Here is a 16228-nt window from a genome sequence, read left to right on the forward strand (position 1 = left end):
ACGGAAAAGAGTCACTCCTCGAGGAAAAGGCTGCGGTGGGATCAATGATACCGGCCACGCCGGCGGCACCGCCCGGATCTGGGTGCGGAAAGGTGCTCGAACCTCTAGCAATGCTAGAATCAAGCGGATGTCCGTTCAGGAACGCCGGGCGCGGGAGCGCGCCGAACGCCACCGGCTGATCATCAGGGCCGCCCGGGAGCTCGCGGAGGCCGAGGGCTGGGACGCGGTGACCACCCGTCGCCTCGCCGAGCGGATCGAGTACAGCCAGCCGGTGCTGTACAGCCACTTCAAGGGCAAGGACGCGATCGTCGAGGCGGTCGCGGTGGAGGGGTTCGGCGAGCTCGCGGTCGCGCTGCGGAAGGCAGCGGAAGAGGCGTCGACGCCGGTCGGCGCGCTGTCGGCGGTCGTGCGGGCCTATGCGGAGTTCGCCGACCACAACCCGGTGCTGTACGACGCGATGTTCGCCCGCACCACCGACCTTCCGTTCGGCCGCCCGGACACGCCGGAGGAGCTGCACGCGGCCTTCGCGGGGCTGCTCGAGGCGCTGGGGCCGCTGGCGGGTGGGAGGGATCCCGGCACGTTCACGGAACTCGGCTGGAGCGCGCTGCACGGTTTCGTCACGCTCCACCGCGACGGCCGCCTGCCGCCCGAGCACCGGGAGCAACGCCTGACCATGCTGATCGAGACCCTCGCCGGAGGTGGCGGCGCGGGCTCGGAACTCTAGGAGCCCTGAACCGCGCCGACGCGGTGGCGGCGGACGCTTTCCTCGACGAGGTTGAGCACTGGGCCGAGGTCGTCGGCGGGCAAGCCCATCGCCAGGTGCGAGACCAGCCCCTCGAGCACCAGCTCCAGATAGGACGTGAGCACGTCGACGTCGACGTCGTCGCGCAGGACCCCGGCCTCGCGCTGGCGCAGCAGCCGCTGGCGGGTGGCGATGGTGAGCTGCTGGGAGCGTTCGGCCCAGCGGGCGCGGAACTCCGGGTCGGTACGCAGCCGCCGCGACACCTCCAGCCGGGTGCCGAGCCAGTCGGCGGGCTGCTCGCCGGCGCCGGCCAGCAGGTCGCGCATCACCTGAACCAGGCCCTGTGCGGCGATGACGTCGGCCATCCTCGCCGCGTCCTCCTCGGCGAGCGCGAGGAACAGGGATTCCTTGTCACGGAAATGGTGGAAGATCGCTCCACGGGACAGGCCGGTGGCTTCCTCGAGGCGACGGACCGTGGCACCCTCGTAGCCGTAGCGGGCGAAGCAGACCCGCGAGCCGTCGAGGATCTGGCGTCTCCGCGCATCCAGGTGATCCTGGCTGACCCGTGGCATTCTGTGATCCTGTCACCCCAGGAAGTTCTCACGCAATCCGTACGTACGTACTGTACGACTGGTGACGCGGTGACGGCGGTCGGGAAGATGATGGCAGAGCACGCCCTGGCCGGTCGTTCGGGTCGCGCGCTGGCCGGGCGACAACGGCGGTAACTCCCGATTCGGAGCCTGAAATTGTCTTAGCCCGCGTGTAGCGTCCGAAGACAAGTGCTCCCCCTAGGAGATCGGACGGGTACGAGATGACCGCGATTCGGCCCCGGCAGCATGTGCCGGGCACTGGAGAGGCGGTGGTCGAGCTGACCACGGAACGCGGCAACGACGTGGCCGCCTTGTCGGCGAAGGTGATTTCCGATCGCGCGGAGGGTGAGGCCTACGTCGCCTCGGTCTGCTTCAAACACGGCCCACCGCGGCTGCTCGGCGTCGAACTCGAATACACCGTGCACTACGCGACCGACCCCCGAAGACCCCTCGACCCCGATGATCTCGCCACCGCACTGGGCCCGCACACGCCGCGGACCCTTCGCTCCGACAGTCCCGCGCAACCGCTACCCGATGGCTCACCGTTGACCCTGGAGCCCGGTGGCCAGGTGGAGATCTCCGCGGTCCCGCAGCCGTCGCTCGGCAGGCTGCAGCAGGCCGTCTCCGCCGATCTCGCCTATCTGAAAGACCTCCTCGCCCGTGCCGGGTTCACCCTCGGCCACACCGGGATCGACGCCTTCCGGCCGCCGGTGCGGGTACTGGACACCAAGCGTTACGCGGCCATGGAGCGCCGGTTCGCCCCGCTGGGCACCGGCGGCGTCACGATGATGTGCAGCACCGCGGGGCTGCAGATCTGCGTGGACAGCGGCGAGCGGGACACCCTGGAAGCCCGCTGGGCCGCCGTGCACGCCCTCGGCCCGCCACTGCTGGCCACCTTCGCCAACTCGCGGCACCACGCCGGGCGGGACACCGGGACCGCCTCGGCGCGGTGGCTGGCCGTGCTGGCGACCGAGCCGTGCCGCACCTTCGCCACCCCGCCGTCCCCGGACCCGCCGGGCAGCTGGGCGAGCCGGGTGATGGACACCCCGCTGATGGTGGTGCGGCGGGGCGGCCGGTGGGATGCGCCCCCGGGGGTGACCTTCGCGGACTGGGTGGAACGGCGCGGCGCGGTGGACCTGCCCGGCCCGCCGACCTTCGCCGACCTCGACTACCACCTGACCACGATGTTCCCCGGCGTGCGCCCGCGGGGCTACCTCGAGGTCCGCTACCTGGACGCCCAGCCGGCGCACCGCTGGCTGCATCCGGTGGCGCTACTCACCGCGCTGCTGCACCGGCAGTCCACTGTGGACACGGTACGGGAGCTCTGCGAGCCGGTCGCCGGCCGGTGGGAACAGGCGGCGCGATGCGGGCTGACGGATCCGGAGATCGCCGCCGTGGCGAGGAAGGTCGTCGACCTGGGCTGTGCGGAGCTGAGCCACACGGGGCTTCCCGGCGGACTGCTCGACGAGATCAGCGAAGGCGTGCGGCGGTTGGTGCACGGACACGCGGCCGGTCGCCCGCACGAGGACGGACAGAACTGGAGGGAGCAGGAATGAACCACCTCACCGAAGCGGCGCACCCGCTCCGGGAGCTCGGCCAGGACAAGCTCCGCGAGCACACGGCGGACGCGCTGACCAGGGCGCGGCGGCGCAGCACCGGGCTCACCGACGCGGTGGACGACGCCGATCTCGTCCGCCAGCACTCGAAGCTGATGTCGCCGCTGGTCTGGGACCTCGCGCATATCGGCAGCCAGGAGGAGCTGTGGCTGGTCCGCGACGTCGGGGGGCTCGAGCCGCTGCGCCCGGACATCGACGACCTGTACGACGCCTTCCAGCACAAGCGGTCCGACCGGCCGTCGCTGCCGCTCCTCGGGCCCGCGGAGGCGCGCGCCTACGCGAGCCAGGTTCGTGAGAAGGCGTTCGACGTGCTGGAGAAGGCGCCGCTGGAGGGCCGCCGGCTCACCGAAGCCGCGTTCGCCTTCGGCATGATCACCCAGCACGAGCAGCAACACGACGAGACCATGCTGGCCACGCACCAGTTGCGCCGCGGGGAACCGGTGCTGCACGCTCCGCCGGTGCCGGGCCGCCGCACCGGCGCGCTGCCCGCCGAGGTACTGGTGCCCGCGGGTCCGTTCCTGATGGGCACGAGCGTCGAACCGTGGGCGCTGGACAACGAACGCCCGGCGCACGAGGTCGTGGTGGACGCGTTCTTCATCGACACGGCCCCCGTCACCAATGGTGCCTACCTCGAATTCGTGGAGTCCGGGGGCTACCACGAGCGCAGGTGGTGGAGCGAGGCGGGCTGGGCGTACCGCACGGCCCATGACATCACCGCGCCGCGGTTCTGGCGCCGCGAGGCGGGCGGCTGGTGGCGCACCCGGTTCGGCCTCGACGAACCCGTGCCGCCGGAGCAGTTCGTCGTACATGTCTCGTTCTACGAGGCGGAGGCGTACGCGGCTTGGGCGGGCAAGCGGCTGCCGACCGAACCGGAGTGGGAGAAGGCGGCCCGGTTCGACCCGGCCACCGGGCAGTCCCGCCGGTACCCGTGGGGCAACGGCGACCCCACCCCCGAGCACGCGAACCTCGGCCAGCGGTACCTGAGCCCGTCGGTGGCCGGGGCCTATCCGGCCGGGGTGTCGGCGCTGGGCGTGCACCAGCTGATCGGCGACGTCTGGGAGTGGACGAGCACCGACTTCCACGGCTACCCGGGGTTCGCCGCGTTCCCGTACCGGGAGTACTCGGAGGTGTTCTTCGGCCCGGAGTACAAGGTGCTGCGCGGCGGCTCGTTCGGCACCGACGCGGCGGCGATCCGGGGCACCTTCCGGAACTGGGACTACCCGATCCGGCGGCAGATCTTCTCCGGGTTCCGGTGTGCGAGGGACGCGGGTGATCTCGCGTGAGGCGGGCAGCGCATGTGTAGGCATCTCGCCTACCTGGGGCCGCCGCGATCGCCCGCGGAGTTCCTGTTCGACGCGCCGCATTCCCTGCTGCACCAGTCCTACGCCCCGGCGGACATGCGGGGCGGCGGCGTCGTGAACGCCGACGGTTTCGGCCTGGCTTGGTACGGCGAGGACGGGCCGCCAGTCCGGTACCGGCGGGCAAGTCCATTGTGGACGGACGAGGATTTGCCCGGGCTGGCGAGGTCGGTGCGGGCGCGGGCCTTCGTCGCCGCGGTCCGCAACGGCACCACGGGCATGCCGGCCGGTGAGGCGGCGTGTGCGCCCTTCGTCGACGGGCAGTGGTCGTTCAGCCACAACGGCATGGTGCGGGGGTGGCCGGACTCGCTGGCCGCGCTGGCCGGGAAGCTGCCCGTCACCGACCTGCTGACGCTGCCCGTGCCGACGGACTCGGCCCTGTTGTGGGCGCTGCTCGCCGAGCGCCTGCACGCCGGCGAGGACCCGGCGCAGGCGGTGGTCGACCTCGTCGCCAGGGTGGCGCGGGCCGCCCCGGGGTCGCGGCTCAACTTCCTGCTCACCGACGGCTCGGTCGTGGTCGCCACCGCATGGACGCACGCGCTGTCCCTGCTGCGCACCGGGGACGCCGTGGTGATCGCGTCCGAACCGCTGGACACTGAACCGGGCTGGCGGCCGGTTCCCGACGGGTATGCCGTGGTGGCGCGCCACGGCTCCGTCGATCTCGTTCGTATCGACGTTTCCATCGACACTCGGAGTGGGGCATGAGCGAAACCGAACTGGACCGGGCGGCCGACGATCTCACCGGGAAGCTCGGCGTGGACGTGCGGTCGGGGCTGCTGGCGCCCCAGAAGTGGCTGCCGTCGAAGTGGTTCTACGACGAGCGGGGGAGCCGGTTGTTCGAAGAGATCACCGTGCTCCCGGAGTACTACCCGACCCGTGCCGAGCGCGAGGTGCTGGAGCGGGAGGCGGGGGAGATCGCCCGGGTGACCGGGGCGCGGACGCTGGTGGAGCTGGGGTCGGGGTCGAGCGAGAAGACCCGCCTGCTGCTCGACGCGCTACGCGCACACGGCACGTTGCGCGGGTTCGTGCCGCTCGACGTCTCCGAGTCGGCGCTGTCGGAGGCGGTCGAGGCGATCCGCGCCGACTATCCGGGGCTCGACGTGCACGGCGTGGTGGGCGACTTCACCGAGCATCTCTCCCTGCTGCCGGGCGAGTCGCCGAGGCTGGTCGCGTTCCTGGGCGGCACCATCGGCAACTTCCTGCCCGCGGACCGGGTCAAGTTCCTGCGCTCCGTGCGCGACGTGCTGTCGGAGGGGGAGTGGCTGCTGCTCGGCACGGACCTGGTGAAGGACCCGGGTACGCTCGTCGCGGCCTACGACGACGCGGCCGGCGTCACCGCGGAGTTCAACCGCAACATGCTGCTGGTGGTCAACGACCGGCTGGGCGCGGACTTCGACCCGGCGCGCTTCCGGCACGAGGCGTACTGGGACGCCGGGAACGAATGGATCGAGATGCGGCTGCGCGCGGTCGAGGACATGACGGTCCGGATTCCCGGCGCCGGGCTGGAGGTGGGATTCCTCGCGGGTGAGTACATCCGCACGGAGATCTCGGCGAAGTTCAGGGCATCCGGGGTGGCCGGCGAACTTGTTGAAAGCGGTTTCAGCGTGGAGCGCTGGTGGACCGACTCCGGCAAGCGGTTCGGGGTGTCGTTGGCCAGGTCGAGGAATTAGCCGGGACGCCGACGTTCCCGCTCAAGGGTGGTGCCGGCGCGCGGAGGCCGAAGGCTTCGGATTCGTGGAGGCAGGTCGCTTACTCCCCTGGTGCGCGTCACGCGTGAGGCTCGGCCCGGCTACGCAAGTCCTCGTGCGCTCAAAGACAGGGACCTCCCGGTGGCGCCCGGCGCCCGTTCGGCTTGCGCAAGTGGTCAAATAGGGCGGTGCAAAGACGGTTGATGCGGTGACCGGGCGGGGGAGACGGTGAGCCTGCTCCGCGCGCTGGCCCGGGTGCTGGGCACGAAACCCTGGCTGATGAAGCTGGCGAAGGTCATCGTCTGGGTCGACACGCGACTGCACCGGATCTTCCGTGGGCGGATCAGCCTGGTCGCGATCGCGGGCCTGCCGTCGCTGCGGCTGACCGCGACCGGCCGCAAGAGTGGGCTGCCGCGCAGCAACAACCTGCTCTACTTCCCGTACGAGGACGACTTCGTGCTGGTCGGATCCAACTGGGGCCGCCCGAGCGATCCGGCCTGGACGTTGAACCTGCGCGCCCATCCGGAGGCCACGGTGGAGGTGCGGGGCACGGCGATCCCGGTCCTCGCCACGCCGGTCAAGGGCGAGCGGTACGACGAGCTGTGGCGGGAAGTGCTGGCGTTCTGGCCGGGGTACGAGATGGAACGGCGCGCGGCGGGCCGGGAGTTGCCCATCTTCCTGCTGACCCGTCGCTGACGCCGGCGTTGTTCGAAACGTGGGATCGGCCTTCACGGTGACGCCACGACATGGCGTACGGGGGCGGGGAGGTCGTGGCAGGTCGGCCGGCGGACGTCACGGTTTGGCCACCCGCGCACGTGGTGTGAATGACGCTGCTTGTATCCGATTTGTCGCCGATGGGTGGAAACGTGCGATGACGGGTAGGTGAACTTCTCCTGCCGTCGCTTTAAGGTCGGCGGATGTTCACTTCCGCCCCTTACGCTCCGCTCGCAGTTGTCGGCCAGTTGAGTGAGGGAGCACGGTGTCGCGCTGGGTTCTAGGCTTGGTGCTCGCCCTCTCGCTCCTCCTCTTCGGCAGCCTGATCCTCTGGCGGACTCCCACCTCCGCCTCTTTGGCCCCCGCGGCCGAGCAGGTCATCACCGTCGGCCGCTCCGGTTGCGGGCAGGGCTGGACCAGACCGGACCCCGGGCCGCAGACCCTCCAACTGCGCAACACCGGCTCGGTCACCGCCGAGGCCGCCCTGATCGATCCCGCGACCGGCACGGTCTATGGCGAGGTCGAGGGACTCGCGCCGGGCACCACCCGGCCGCTGGAGGTGAGCCTGGGCAACGGGACCTACGCCTTCCGCTGCCTGCCCGAGGAGACCGACGCGATCGTCGGGCCGAGCGTCACGATCACCGGCGGTCAGGAGCGCTCCGGGCCCGCGGTCGTACCAGTGACCGGCAACGACCTCCTGGCCCCGCTGAAGGCGTACAAGGAATACGTCGGCGGTGGCCTCGACACCTTGGCGACCGACACCGATGCCCTGCGTGAGGCAGTCCGGTCGCAGAATCGTGCCGCCGCCCAGACCGCGTGGCTGACGGCGCACCTGGACTACGAACGCCTCGGCGCGGCCTACGGCGCGTTCGGCGATTCCGACGGGGCGATCAACGGGACCGCCGACGGGCTGCCCGCCGGAACCACCGACCCCGGCTTCACCGGCTTCCACCGGCTGGAGAACGGGTTGTGGCACAACGAAGCCATGCCCGCGCTCGCCGCCGTCGCCGACGATCTGGACACCGAGGTGCACAAGCTGCGCGACCGGTTCGGCTCGGCGCAGATCGACGCCGCCGACCTCGGCCTGCGGGCACACGAGATCATGGAGAACACCCTGCAGTTCGAACTCACCGGCCGGACCGACTACGGCAGCGGCACCGGCATCGCGACCGCACTGGCCAATTTGGACGGAACCAGGGCGGTGCTGAACGTGCTGCGGCCGTTGCTGGTCTCGCGGCTTTCTGCACTGTCCCAGGTGGACGATTGGCTGAACCGCGCGGAGGCGGTGCTGCGCTCGGTTCCCTCGCCGGAGGGAAGCCGGCCACCGGTGGCCGGGCTGGACAGGCCGCGGCGGGAGAAGATCAACGGCGTGATCGGGGAACTGACCGAGCGCCTCGCGCCCATCGCGGCCATCACCGAGCCGAGGCGGACCTCGTGAGCGGCGACGTGGGGCGCAGGTCGTTCCTGCGCGGAACCGTGCTCGGCGCGGGCGTGACGGCGGCGACCGCGGGCGCCGGGGCCGGTATCGGCATGGCGGTGAGCCCGGACCGGCAGGGTGGCCAAGCGCAGGGCTCCGGGGGTCTGCCCCAGGGCGGGGTCCGGGAGTCGCACCCCCAGAAGACCCAGGAGATACCGCCGTTCCACGGCGAGCACCAGCCCGGAGTGGCACGCATTCCGCCCGCACAGTCCATTGTGGCCTCCTTCGACGTGATCGCGGACAGCCGGGCCGAGTTGGCCGAGTTGTTCCGTGCCATCACCGACCGGGCGCGGTTCCTCACCACGGGCGGTGCGCCGGCCGCGGTCGGCATCACGGCACCGGCGGCGGATTCGGGAGTCCTCGGTCCCGCCGTGCCGTCCGACGGGCTGACCGTGACCGTGGGCGTCGGGGCGTCGCTGTTCGACGAGCGGTACGGTCTGGCCGAAAAGAAACCGGCCAAGCTCACCGCGATGCGGACGTTCCCGAACGACGCGCTCGACGACGCCCAGTGCCACGGCGACCTGAGCCTGGTCCTGGCGGCGGACAGCACCGACACCGTGGTGCACGCGCTCCGCGACATCGCCCGCGTGACCCGCGGTGGCATGCAACTGCGCTGGCGCATCAACGGTTTCAGCTCACCTCCCCGGCCGGAAGGCACGCCGCGCAACCTCATGGGGTTCAGGGACGGCATTGCCAACCCCGAGGCGAGCGAGCTGAACCGGCTGGTCTGGGTTTCCGGGAACGGCGAGCCCGCGTGGACCGCGGGCGGCAGCTACCAGGTGATCCGGCTGATCCGGATGCTGGTCGAGTTCTGGGACCGGGTCTCGGTGAGCGAGCAGGAGAACATCTTCGGCCGCAGGCGGGACAGCGGGGCGCCGCTGGACGGCGCGCACGAAAGCGACATCCCACAGTACGCCCAGGACCCCATCGGCGCGGTCATCCCGCTGACCAGCCACATCCGCCGCGCGAACCCGCGGACTCCGGAGAGCGACTCGAGCCGCATCCTGCGCCGCGCCTGCAACTACGACCGCGGCATCGACTCGAACGGCAACCTCGACATGGGCCTGATCTTCGTGTGCTACCAGCAGGACCCGCTGCGCCAGTTCGAAGCCGTCCAAACGCGACTGATCGACGAGCCGCTGGTGGACTACATCTCGCCGTTCGGCGGCGGCTACTTCTTCACCCTGCCCGGTGTCGCCGGGCCCGATGACCACTTCGGCAAGGCGATGCTGGCCTGACCGAAGGGAACCGACCCAATGGAGGACACAGTGGACAGAGCTTCCGGCTTCTGGCGCCGTAAGCGCCTTTTGCTCAGCGCGGGCGCGCTGGCGACCGTGGCTGGTGTCGCGGTGGCGGTCACCACCGTCACCGGCGCCGACGCGCAGCCGATGCAACCGCAGCACGCGGAGTGGCTGCCCACCGCGACGCCGATCAAGCACGTCGTGGTGATCTTCGGCGAAAACATCTCGTTCGACCACTACTTCGGTACCTACCCGAACGCGGCCAACACCGACGGCACCCCGTTCACGGCCGCCAGGGACACGCCGAAGGTGGACGGGCTGTCGCCGAAGCTGCTCACGCGGAACACCAACGCCTACAACCCGAAGCGGCTGAGCCCGAGCCAGGCCCTGACCTGCGACCAGAACCACAACTACGGCGCCGAGCAGAAGGCGTTCGACGGCGGCAAGATGGACAAGTTCGTCGAGTACACCGAGACGGACAAGTGCACCGGGCAGCCGATCCTGTTCGGTGAGCCGGGCCTGGTCATGGACTACTACGACGGCAACACCGTCACCGGCATGTGGAACTACGCCCAGCACTACGCGATGAGCGACAACTCGTTCAACACGGTGTTCGGCCCGTCCACGCCCGGCGCGATCAACCTGATCTCCGGGCAGACCCACGGGGCGCAGGCGCTCACCTCGGTGACCCACCAGCCGACCGCCGACTCGTACGCCGTCGTCTCGCCGGACGCCAGCGGAGTCGGCACGGTCATCAACGACCCCGACCCCGCGTGGGACGACTGCTCGGACAAGAACCACACCTCGACCGACAACCTGGCCGCGATGCAGGGCCGCAACATCGGCGACCTGCTCAACGCCCGGCACGTCACCTGGGGCTGGTTCCAGGGTGGCTTCCGGCCGACCGCCACGGTGAACGGCTTCGCCGCCTGCGGGCAGACGCACAAGAACGTCGGCGGCAACGCTTCCGTCGACTACAGCCCGCACCACGAGCCGTTCCAGTACTTCAAGTCCACGGCGAACGAGAAGCACCTGCCGCCGAGTTCGGTCGCCGCGATCGGCCAGACCGACCAGGCCAACCACCAGTACGACGTCACCGACTTCGACGCGGCGCTGCAGGCCGGGAACATGCCGGCGGTCAGCTTCCTCAAGGCCCCGGAGTACCAGGACGGGCACGCCGGTTACTCGGACCCGCTGGACGAGCAGCAGTTCGTGGTGAGCGAGGTCGACAAGATCCAGCACTCGAAGGACTGGGCCTCGACCGCGATCGTGCTGGCCTACGACGACTCCGACGGCTGGTACGACCACGTCAGCTCGAAGATCATCAACGGTTCGCAGGACGCCAAGCAGGACTCGGCGGTCTGCACGGCGAAGAAGACCGAGCTGGGCGGCTACGCCGACCGGTGCGGCTACGGGCCGCGGCTTCCGCTGCTGGTGGTCTCCCCGTACGCCAGGACGAACTTCGTCGACCACACCCGCACCGACCAGACCTCGGTCCTGCAGTTCATCGAGGACAACTGGTTCACCGGCCGGATCGGCGACTCGTCGTTCGACACGCGGGCGGGCGGCCTGTGGAACATGCTCGACCTGTGGGGCGGGGGCGGCCACGCTCCGGCGGTGACCCTCGACCCGAAGACGGGTGCGGTGGTCGGCTGACGAGTCCGCGCGAGGGTGCCTGAGCGCACCCTCGCGCGCTCACTGGCCGGGCGTCGTCGGCGAGTTCGCCGAACCGTACCGAGGTATGCCTCGTAGCGCAGCAGGTAGATCACGCGCGGCACTTCGGACAGACGTGGGCGAGGACGGCGCCGGCCTTTCGGCACCGGCACGCCGGAAAAGACGGGCGCCGCGAGTTCCGGATGGGGAACTCGCGGCGCCCGAAGGGGGGACTCGGGCGTCGCGAAAGTCCGACTCGCGTGTCGCGAAAGTCCGACTCGCGTGTCGCGAAGGTGGGACTCGCGCGGTCAGGCTCGGGTCATCTTGCGGAGGACGTACTGGAGGATGCCGCCGTTGCGGTAGTAGTCCGCCTCGCCCGGGGTGTCGATGCGGACGACCGCGTCGAACTCGACCTTCGAACCATCCGCCTTGGTGGCGGTGACGTGCACGGTCCGCGGGGTCTCACCCTTGTTCAGCGCGGCGATCCCCGTGATGTCGAACGTCTCCGTGCCGTCGAGGTGCAGCGACGACGCGGACTCGCCCTCGGGGAACTGGAGCGGGATGACGCCCATGCCGATCAGGTTCGACCGGTGGATGCGCTCGAAGGACTCGGCGATCACCGCGCGCACGCCGAGCAGCCGGGTGCCCTTGGCCGCCCAGTCCCGTGACGAACCGGATCCGTACTCCTTGCCGCCGAGCACGACCAGCGGGACGCCCGCCGCCGCGTAGTTCTGCGCCGCGTCGTAGATGAACGCCTGCGGGCCGCCCTCCTGCGTGAAGTCACGGGTGTAGCCGCCCTGGACGTCGTCCAGCAGCTGGTTGCGCAGCCGGATGTTGGCGAACGTGCCGCGGATCATCACCTCGTGGTTGCCCCGCCGGGAACCGTAGGAGTTGAAGTCCTTGCGCTCGACGCCGTGCTCGGTCAGGTACTTGCCCGCCGGGGTGTCGGCCTTGATCGCGCCGGCCGGGGAGATGTGGTCGGTGGTGACCGAGTCGCCCAGCTTGGCCAGCACGCGGGCGCCGGTGATGTCCGCGACCGGGTCCGGTTCGGCCCGCATGCCCTCGAAGTACGGGGGCTTGCGGACGTAGGTGGACTCGGCGTCCCAGGTGAAGGTCCTGCCCTCCGGGGTGGGCAGCGACTTCCAGCGCTCGCCGCCGTCGAAGACGTCGGCGTAGTCCTTGCTGAACATCTCCTGGGTGATCGCCGAGTCGATGGTCTGCTGGATCTCCTGCGGCGAAGGCCAGATGTCGCGCAGGAACACGTCGTTGCCCCGCTGGTCCTGGCCGAGCGGCTGTTCCGCGAAGTCGAAGTCCATGGTGCCCGCCAGCGCGTAGGCGATCACCAGCGGCGGCGAGGCCAGGTAGTTCATCTTGACGTCGGGGTTGATCCGGCCCTCGAAGTTCCGGTTGCCCGACAGCACCGACACCGCGGTCAGGTCGTTCTCCTGGACAGCGGCCGAGATCTCCTCCGGCAGCGGGCCGGAGTTACCGATGCAGGTCGTGCAGCCGTAGCCGACCAGGTGGTAGCCCAGCTTCTCCAGGTAGGGCCAGAGGTTGGCCTTCTCGTAGTAGTCGGTGACCACCTGGGAGCCGGGCGCCATCGAGGTCTTCACCCACGGCTTGACCGACAGGCCCTTCTCCACGGCGTTGCGCGCGAGCAGGGCCGCGCCCAGCATCACCGACGGGTTCGAGGTGTTGGTGCACGAGGTGATCGACGCGATCACCACGGCGCCGTGGTCGAGCACGAACTCGCCGCGGTCGGACGAGCGGACGCGCACCGGCTTGGTCGGCCGCCCGGTCGCGCCGTTCGCCGCGGACTGCACCTCGACGGCGTCCTCGTCGGCGAAGGACAGCGAGGGCGAGTCGCTGGCCGGGAAGGTCTGCTCGACCTTCTCGTCGATCTTGGTGTGCGGGGCCGGGTACTGCTCCTCGACGTAGTCGTGCACCGACTTGCGGAACGAGGACTTCGCGTCGGACAGCGCGATCCGGTCCTGCGGCCGTTTCGGGCCCGCGATGGACGGGACCACAGTGGACAGATCGAGCTCGAGGTACTCCGAGTAGACCACCTCGCGGGACGGGTCGTGCCAGAGGCCCTGCTCCTTGGCGTAGGCCTCGACGAGTGCGAGCTGCTCCTCGGGGCGGCCGGTGAGCTTGAGGTAGCGGAGGGTTTCCTCGTCGATCGGGAAGATCGCCGCGGTGGAGCCGAATTCGGGGCTCATGTTGCCGATGGTGGCGCGGTTGGCCAGCGGTACCGCGCCCACGCTCTCGCCGTAGAACTCGACGAACTTGCCGACCACACCGTGGCGGCGCAGCATCTCGGTGATCGTCAGCACCACGTCGGTGGCGGTCACGCCGGCCGGGATCTCGCCGGTCAGCCTGAACCCGACTACCCGCGGGATCAGCATCGACACCGGCTGGCCCAGCATCGCGGCCTCGGCCTCGATACCGCCGACGCCCCAGCCCAGCACGCCGAGGCCGTTGACCATCGTGGTGTGCGAGTCGGTGCCGACGACCGTGTCCGGGTAGGCCTGTCCGTTGCGGGCCATCACGGTGCGCGCCAGGTACTCGATGTTGACCTGGTGCACGATGCCGGTGCCGGGCGGGACGACCTTGAACTCCTCGAACGCGTTCTGCCCCCAGCGCAGGAACTGGTAGCGCTCGCGGTTGCGCTCGTACTCGATCTCGACGTTGCGTTCGAAGGCGTCCGCTCGGCCGAACACGTCGATGATCACCGAGTGGTCGATCACCAGCTCGGCCGGCGCGAGCGGGTTCACCCTGTCCGGGTCGCCGCCGAGGTCGGTGACGGCTTCCCGCATCGTCGCCAGGTCCACCACGCACGGCACGCCGGTGAAGTCCTGCATGACCACGCGCGCCGGGGTGAACTGGATCTCGATCGACGGGTCGGCGGTGGCGTCCCACCCGGCGAGCGCGCGGATGTGCCCGGCGGTGATGTTCGCGCCGTCCTCGGTCCGCAGCAGGTTTTCGAGCAGGATCTTCAGGCTGTAGGGCAGCCGCTCGGCGCCGGAGACCTTGTTCAGGCGGAACACCTCGTAGGAGGCGTCACCCACCTTCAACGTGTCTCGTGCGCCGAAACTGTCCTTGCTAGGTGCGGTCACGTCCAACTCCATGTCCCCGGTCAGTTCGGTTTTGCGGGCGTAGGAGCGAGTCTGGCGCACGTTCTCGGCGTCGCGCGGACGCGGGGACGGCGCAGGCTCCCTTCAGGTCAAACAGTACGCTTGTCCTTTTTTGACTTCAACCCGGGGGTGATCCAGTTAGTTCGCGGCCCTCAGCAGCGACAGCACGTCGTCGGGCTTGAGGCCGCGCAGCGCGGTCAGGCCCTGGTCCACGATCGTCCGGAGGGGGCTGACGTAGTACTGGCCGCCGACTTCCGTGGTGACCACGCCCAGCCCCTGCCGCAGGACGCCGCCGATGAGGTCGCCCAGCACGCGCCGCACCTCCCTGGGCACGAAGTCGGAGGTCTCCGACTCCAGTTGGCGGAGGACGTCGTCGCCGCACAGGCGCTGGGTCTTCCGTTCGACGGTGACGGTGTAACAGTCGCCGTTCTTGAACATCGAGATCTCTTCGCCGTCCGGGTCTTCGAGCCGCGCGGCGACCACGGTCACACGGGTCCCGCCGGACACGTCGCTGGTGGTCGTCGCCAGGTCGAGCAGCTTCCCGCCGCTGGGCCTCGTGTCCGCGGCATGGAGGATCGCGGGGCCCGCGTCGTGCAGGGCGCCCATCTCGTCGGGAGGCGTCAGTTCGATCACCCGGCGGAGGTCTCCGTCGAGCGCGGCGCGGACGAGTTCCTTGACCGCTTCGTCCGGCGAGTCCGCGCCCTTGGCCGGAATGGTGGTGGACGGCCACCGCTGGTGCTCGTCCTGGAGCGCCTGGTCGGCGATGGTGTACAGCAGGCTGGGATACCACTCGCCGTCGATCCGCACGGTGGCGATCCGGATGGGCTCGCCTTGTTCGTGGACCTGCTCGGCGATGTCGATCGTCTCGGTCCGCGGTCGCCCGGTCGCGCCCGTCAGGTCGCGGACTTCCTTCGTCAGCGGGGTCTTGCCGGGATCCGCGGTGACGGTGATCTTCCCGGCCACCAGCTTGGTGATGGTCAGATGGTCGTTGACCCGCTCGGCCCGCGCCTCGTCGAAGACCAGGTCGTCGGTCTTGATCGTCAGGCCGTTCATCGCGCCCGGATCGGCGTCGGAGGACAGCAACTTCAGCCGCTTGACCTCGTCGGTCAGGTCTTTGACCGAGTCGGCGAGGAGGCCGGCTTCGGCCGGGGCGAGGGTGCCGAGCACGCCCACGATGTCGCCGCTGTTGAGCGCGTTGGCGAGGTTGCGCGCCGCCTCGGTCGGTGTGCCGGCGCCCCGCGAGGAGAACTGGGAGACCGCGAACCAGGTCGCGCCCCCGCCCACCGCCAGGACCAGCGCGATGACCAGGCCGGCGATCAGGCCGCGCCGGCGCCGGGGCGGAGGCGGTGGTGGATAGCCGTAACCGGGCGGTGGCGGGTACGGCCACTGGCCGGACGCGCCGGGTAGTGGAGCCGGCTGTGGGTCGTGCGGCGGGTTTGGCTCTGTCATCTCTGTCATCGTGATCCCCCAGGTTCGGGTGTGCGGACGAGAAGCGATCCGAGCGCGCCGAGCAGCGCGATGCCCGCGCCGGCGAGGGTGGTGACCGGCCCGGGCACGCTGACGCCGATCGGCCCGCCCGGATCGCCTGCGCGGCTGGTGGCGATTGCCGCGACGATCCCTACCGCAGTCGCTGTCAGCAGGGTCGCCGTTGCAGCCGTTTTGACGAGCCCGAGCACGAACAGCACCACGCACACCGCGCACAGCAATGGCACCACGGTCCACAGACGGAAGGCGGGCGCGGCGAGGACCGTGCCGGCCACCGCCACCGCCTGGTAGCTGTTCCGGCCGACCACTCCGGAATCGAGCCAGCGCAGGAACGTCCCGGTAACCACGATGACCAGGCCAAACGCGGCGATCATGGACGCCTTTCGCATGTGGTGCCCCTTTGGAAGAACGGCTGCGGTCCTTGGACGCACCGAAGAGCGAAAAGGGTCCCTCGAAATGGGGATCGTCGCTAGCACACCCGAAGGGACCTGTGAATTCTCTGCTAGATCTGTGACGGAACTGAAACATTT

At 69.9% G+C, this 16228-nt stretch carries 13 protein-coding genes; 9 read left to right on the forward strand and 4 right to left on the reverse strand.

Features of this window, described 5'->3' with window-relative positions:
- Positions 1–127: 127 nt before the first annotated feature.
- Positions 128–724, forward strand: a complete 597-nt coding sequence (locus VJT49_RS28980; protein WP_324168129.1) for a TetR/AcrR family transcriptional regulator — start codon at positions 128–130, stop codon at positions 722–724.
- Here the strand turns inward: VJT49_RS28980 and VJT49_RS28985 are convergent.
- Positions 721–1314, reverse strand: a complete 594-nt coding sequence (locus tag VJT49_RS28985; RefSeq protein WP_324168130.1) for a helix-turn-helix domain-containing protein — start codon at positions 1312–1314, stop codon at positions 721–723. The genes VJT49_RS28980 and VJT49_RS28985 overlap by 4 nt on opposite strands.
- 239 nt (positions 1315–1553) lie before the next feature.
- Between VJT49_RS28985 and VJT49_RS28990 the strand changes: the two genes are divergently transcribed.
- From VJT49_RS28990 to VJT49_RS29025, 8 genes are all read left to right on the forward strand, one after another.
- Positions 1554–2888 carry a glutamate-cysteine ligase family protein gene (locus VJT49_RS28990; protein ID WP_414636111.1) on the forward strand — a complete coding sequence of 445 codons (1335 nt, stop codon included), beginning with the start codon at positions 1554–1556 and terminating at the stop codon, positions 2886–2888.
- Entirely contained in the window at positions 2885–4231 is a 1347-nt protein-coding gene (gene egtB / locus VJT49_RS28995) for an ergothioneine biosynthesis protein EgtB (protein ID WP_324168131.1), read from the forward strand. The genes VJT49_RS28990 and egtB overlap by 4 nt, the downstream gene beginning before the upstream one ends.
- A 12-nt stretch (positions 4232–4243) precedes the next feature.
- Complete coding sequence (gene egtC, locus VJT49_RS29000; RefSeq protein WP_324168132.1) at positions 4244–5011, forward strand: ergothioneine biosynthesis protein EgtC; 768 nt, start codon at positions 4244–4246, stop codon at positions 5009–5011.
- Positions 5008–5976, forward strand: a complete 969-nt coding sequence (egtD, locus tag VJT49_RS29005) for an L-histidine N(alpha)-methyltransferase (protein ID WP_324168133.1) — start codon at positions 5008–5010, stop codon at positions 5974–5976. The genes egtC and egtD overlap by 4 nt, the downstream gene beginning before the upstream one ends.
- A gap of 297 nt (positions 5977–6273) precedes the next feature.
- Positions 6274–6690, forward strand: coding sequence for a nitroreductase family deazaflavin-dependent oxidoreductase (locus VJT49_RS29010; RefSeq protein ID WP_324168164.1), 417 nt, complete (start codon positions 6274–6276; stop codon positions 6688–6690).
- 283 nt (positions 6691–6973) lie between these two features.
- Positions 6974–8146 carry an EfeM/EfeO family lipoprotein gene (locus VJT49_RS29015; RefSeq protein ID WP_324168134.1) on the forward strand — a complete coding sequence of 391 codons (1173 nt, stop codon included), beginning with the start codon at positions 6974–6976 and terminating at the stop codon, positions 8144–8146.
- Positions 8143–9423, forward strand: coding sequence for a Dyp-type peroxidase (locus VJT49_RS29020; RefSeq protein ID WP_324168135.1), 1281 nt, complete (start codon positions 8143–8145; stop codon positions 9421–9423). The genes VJT49_RS29015 and VJT49_RS29020 overlap by 4 nt, the downstream gene beginning before the upstream one ends.
- Positions 9424–9453: 30 nt before the next feature.
- Entirely contained in the window at positions 9454–11082 is a 1629-nt protein-coding gene (locus VJT49_RS29025) for an alkaline phosphatase family protein (RefSeq protein WP_324168136.1), read from the forward strand.
- Between the two features lie 305 nt (positions 11083–11387).
- Here the strand turns inward: VJT49_RS29025 and acnA are convergent, their stop codons facing one another.
- From acnA to VJT49_RS29040, 3 genes are all read right to left on the reverse strand, one after another.
- Entirely contained in the window at positions 11388–14207 is a 2820-nt protein-coding gene (gene acnA, locus VJT49_RS29030; protein ID WP_324168165.1) for an aconitate hydratase AcnA, read from the reverse strand.
- Between the two features lie 144 nt (positions 14208–14351).
- Positions 14352–15662, reverse strand: coding sequence for a flagellar basal body protein FliL (locus tag VJT49_RS29035; protein ID WP_324168137.1), 1311 nt, complete (start codon positions 15660–15662; stop codon positions 14352–14354).
- A 5-nt stretch (positions 15663–15667) separates the two neighbouring features.
- Positions 15668–16087, reverse strand: coding sequence for a hypothetical protein (locus VJT49_RS29040; RefSeq protein ID WP_324168138.1), 420 nt, complete (start codon positions 16085–16087; stop codon positions 15668–15670).
- Positions 16088–16228: the final 141 nt, after the last annotated feature.

The sequence above is a fragment of the Amycolatopsis sp. genome (assembly GCF_035276945.1).
Lineage (GTDB): Bacteria > Actinomycetota > Actinomycetes > Mycobacteriales > Pseudonocardiaceae > Amycolatopsis_E.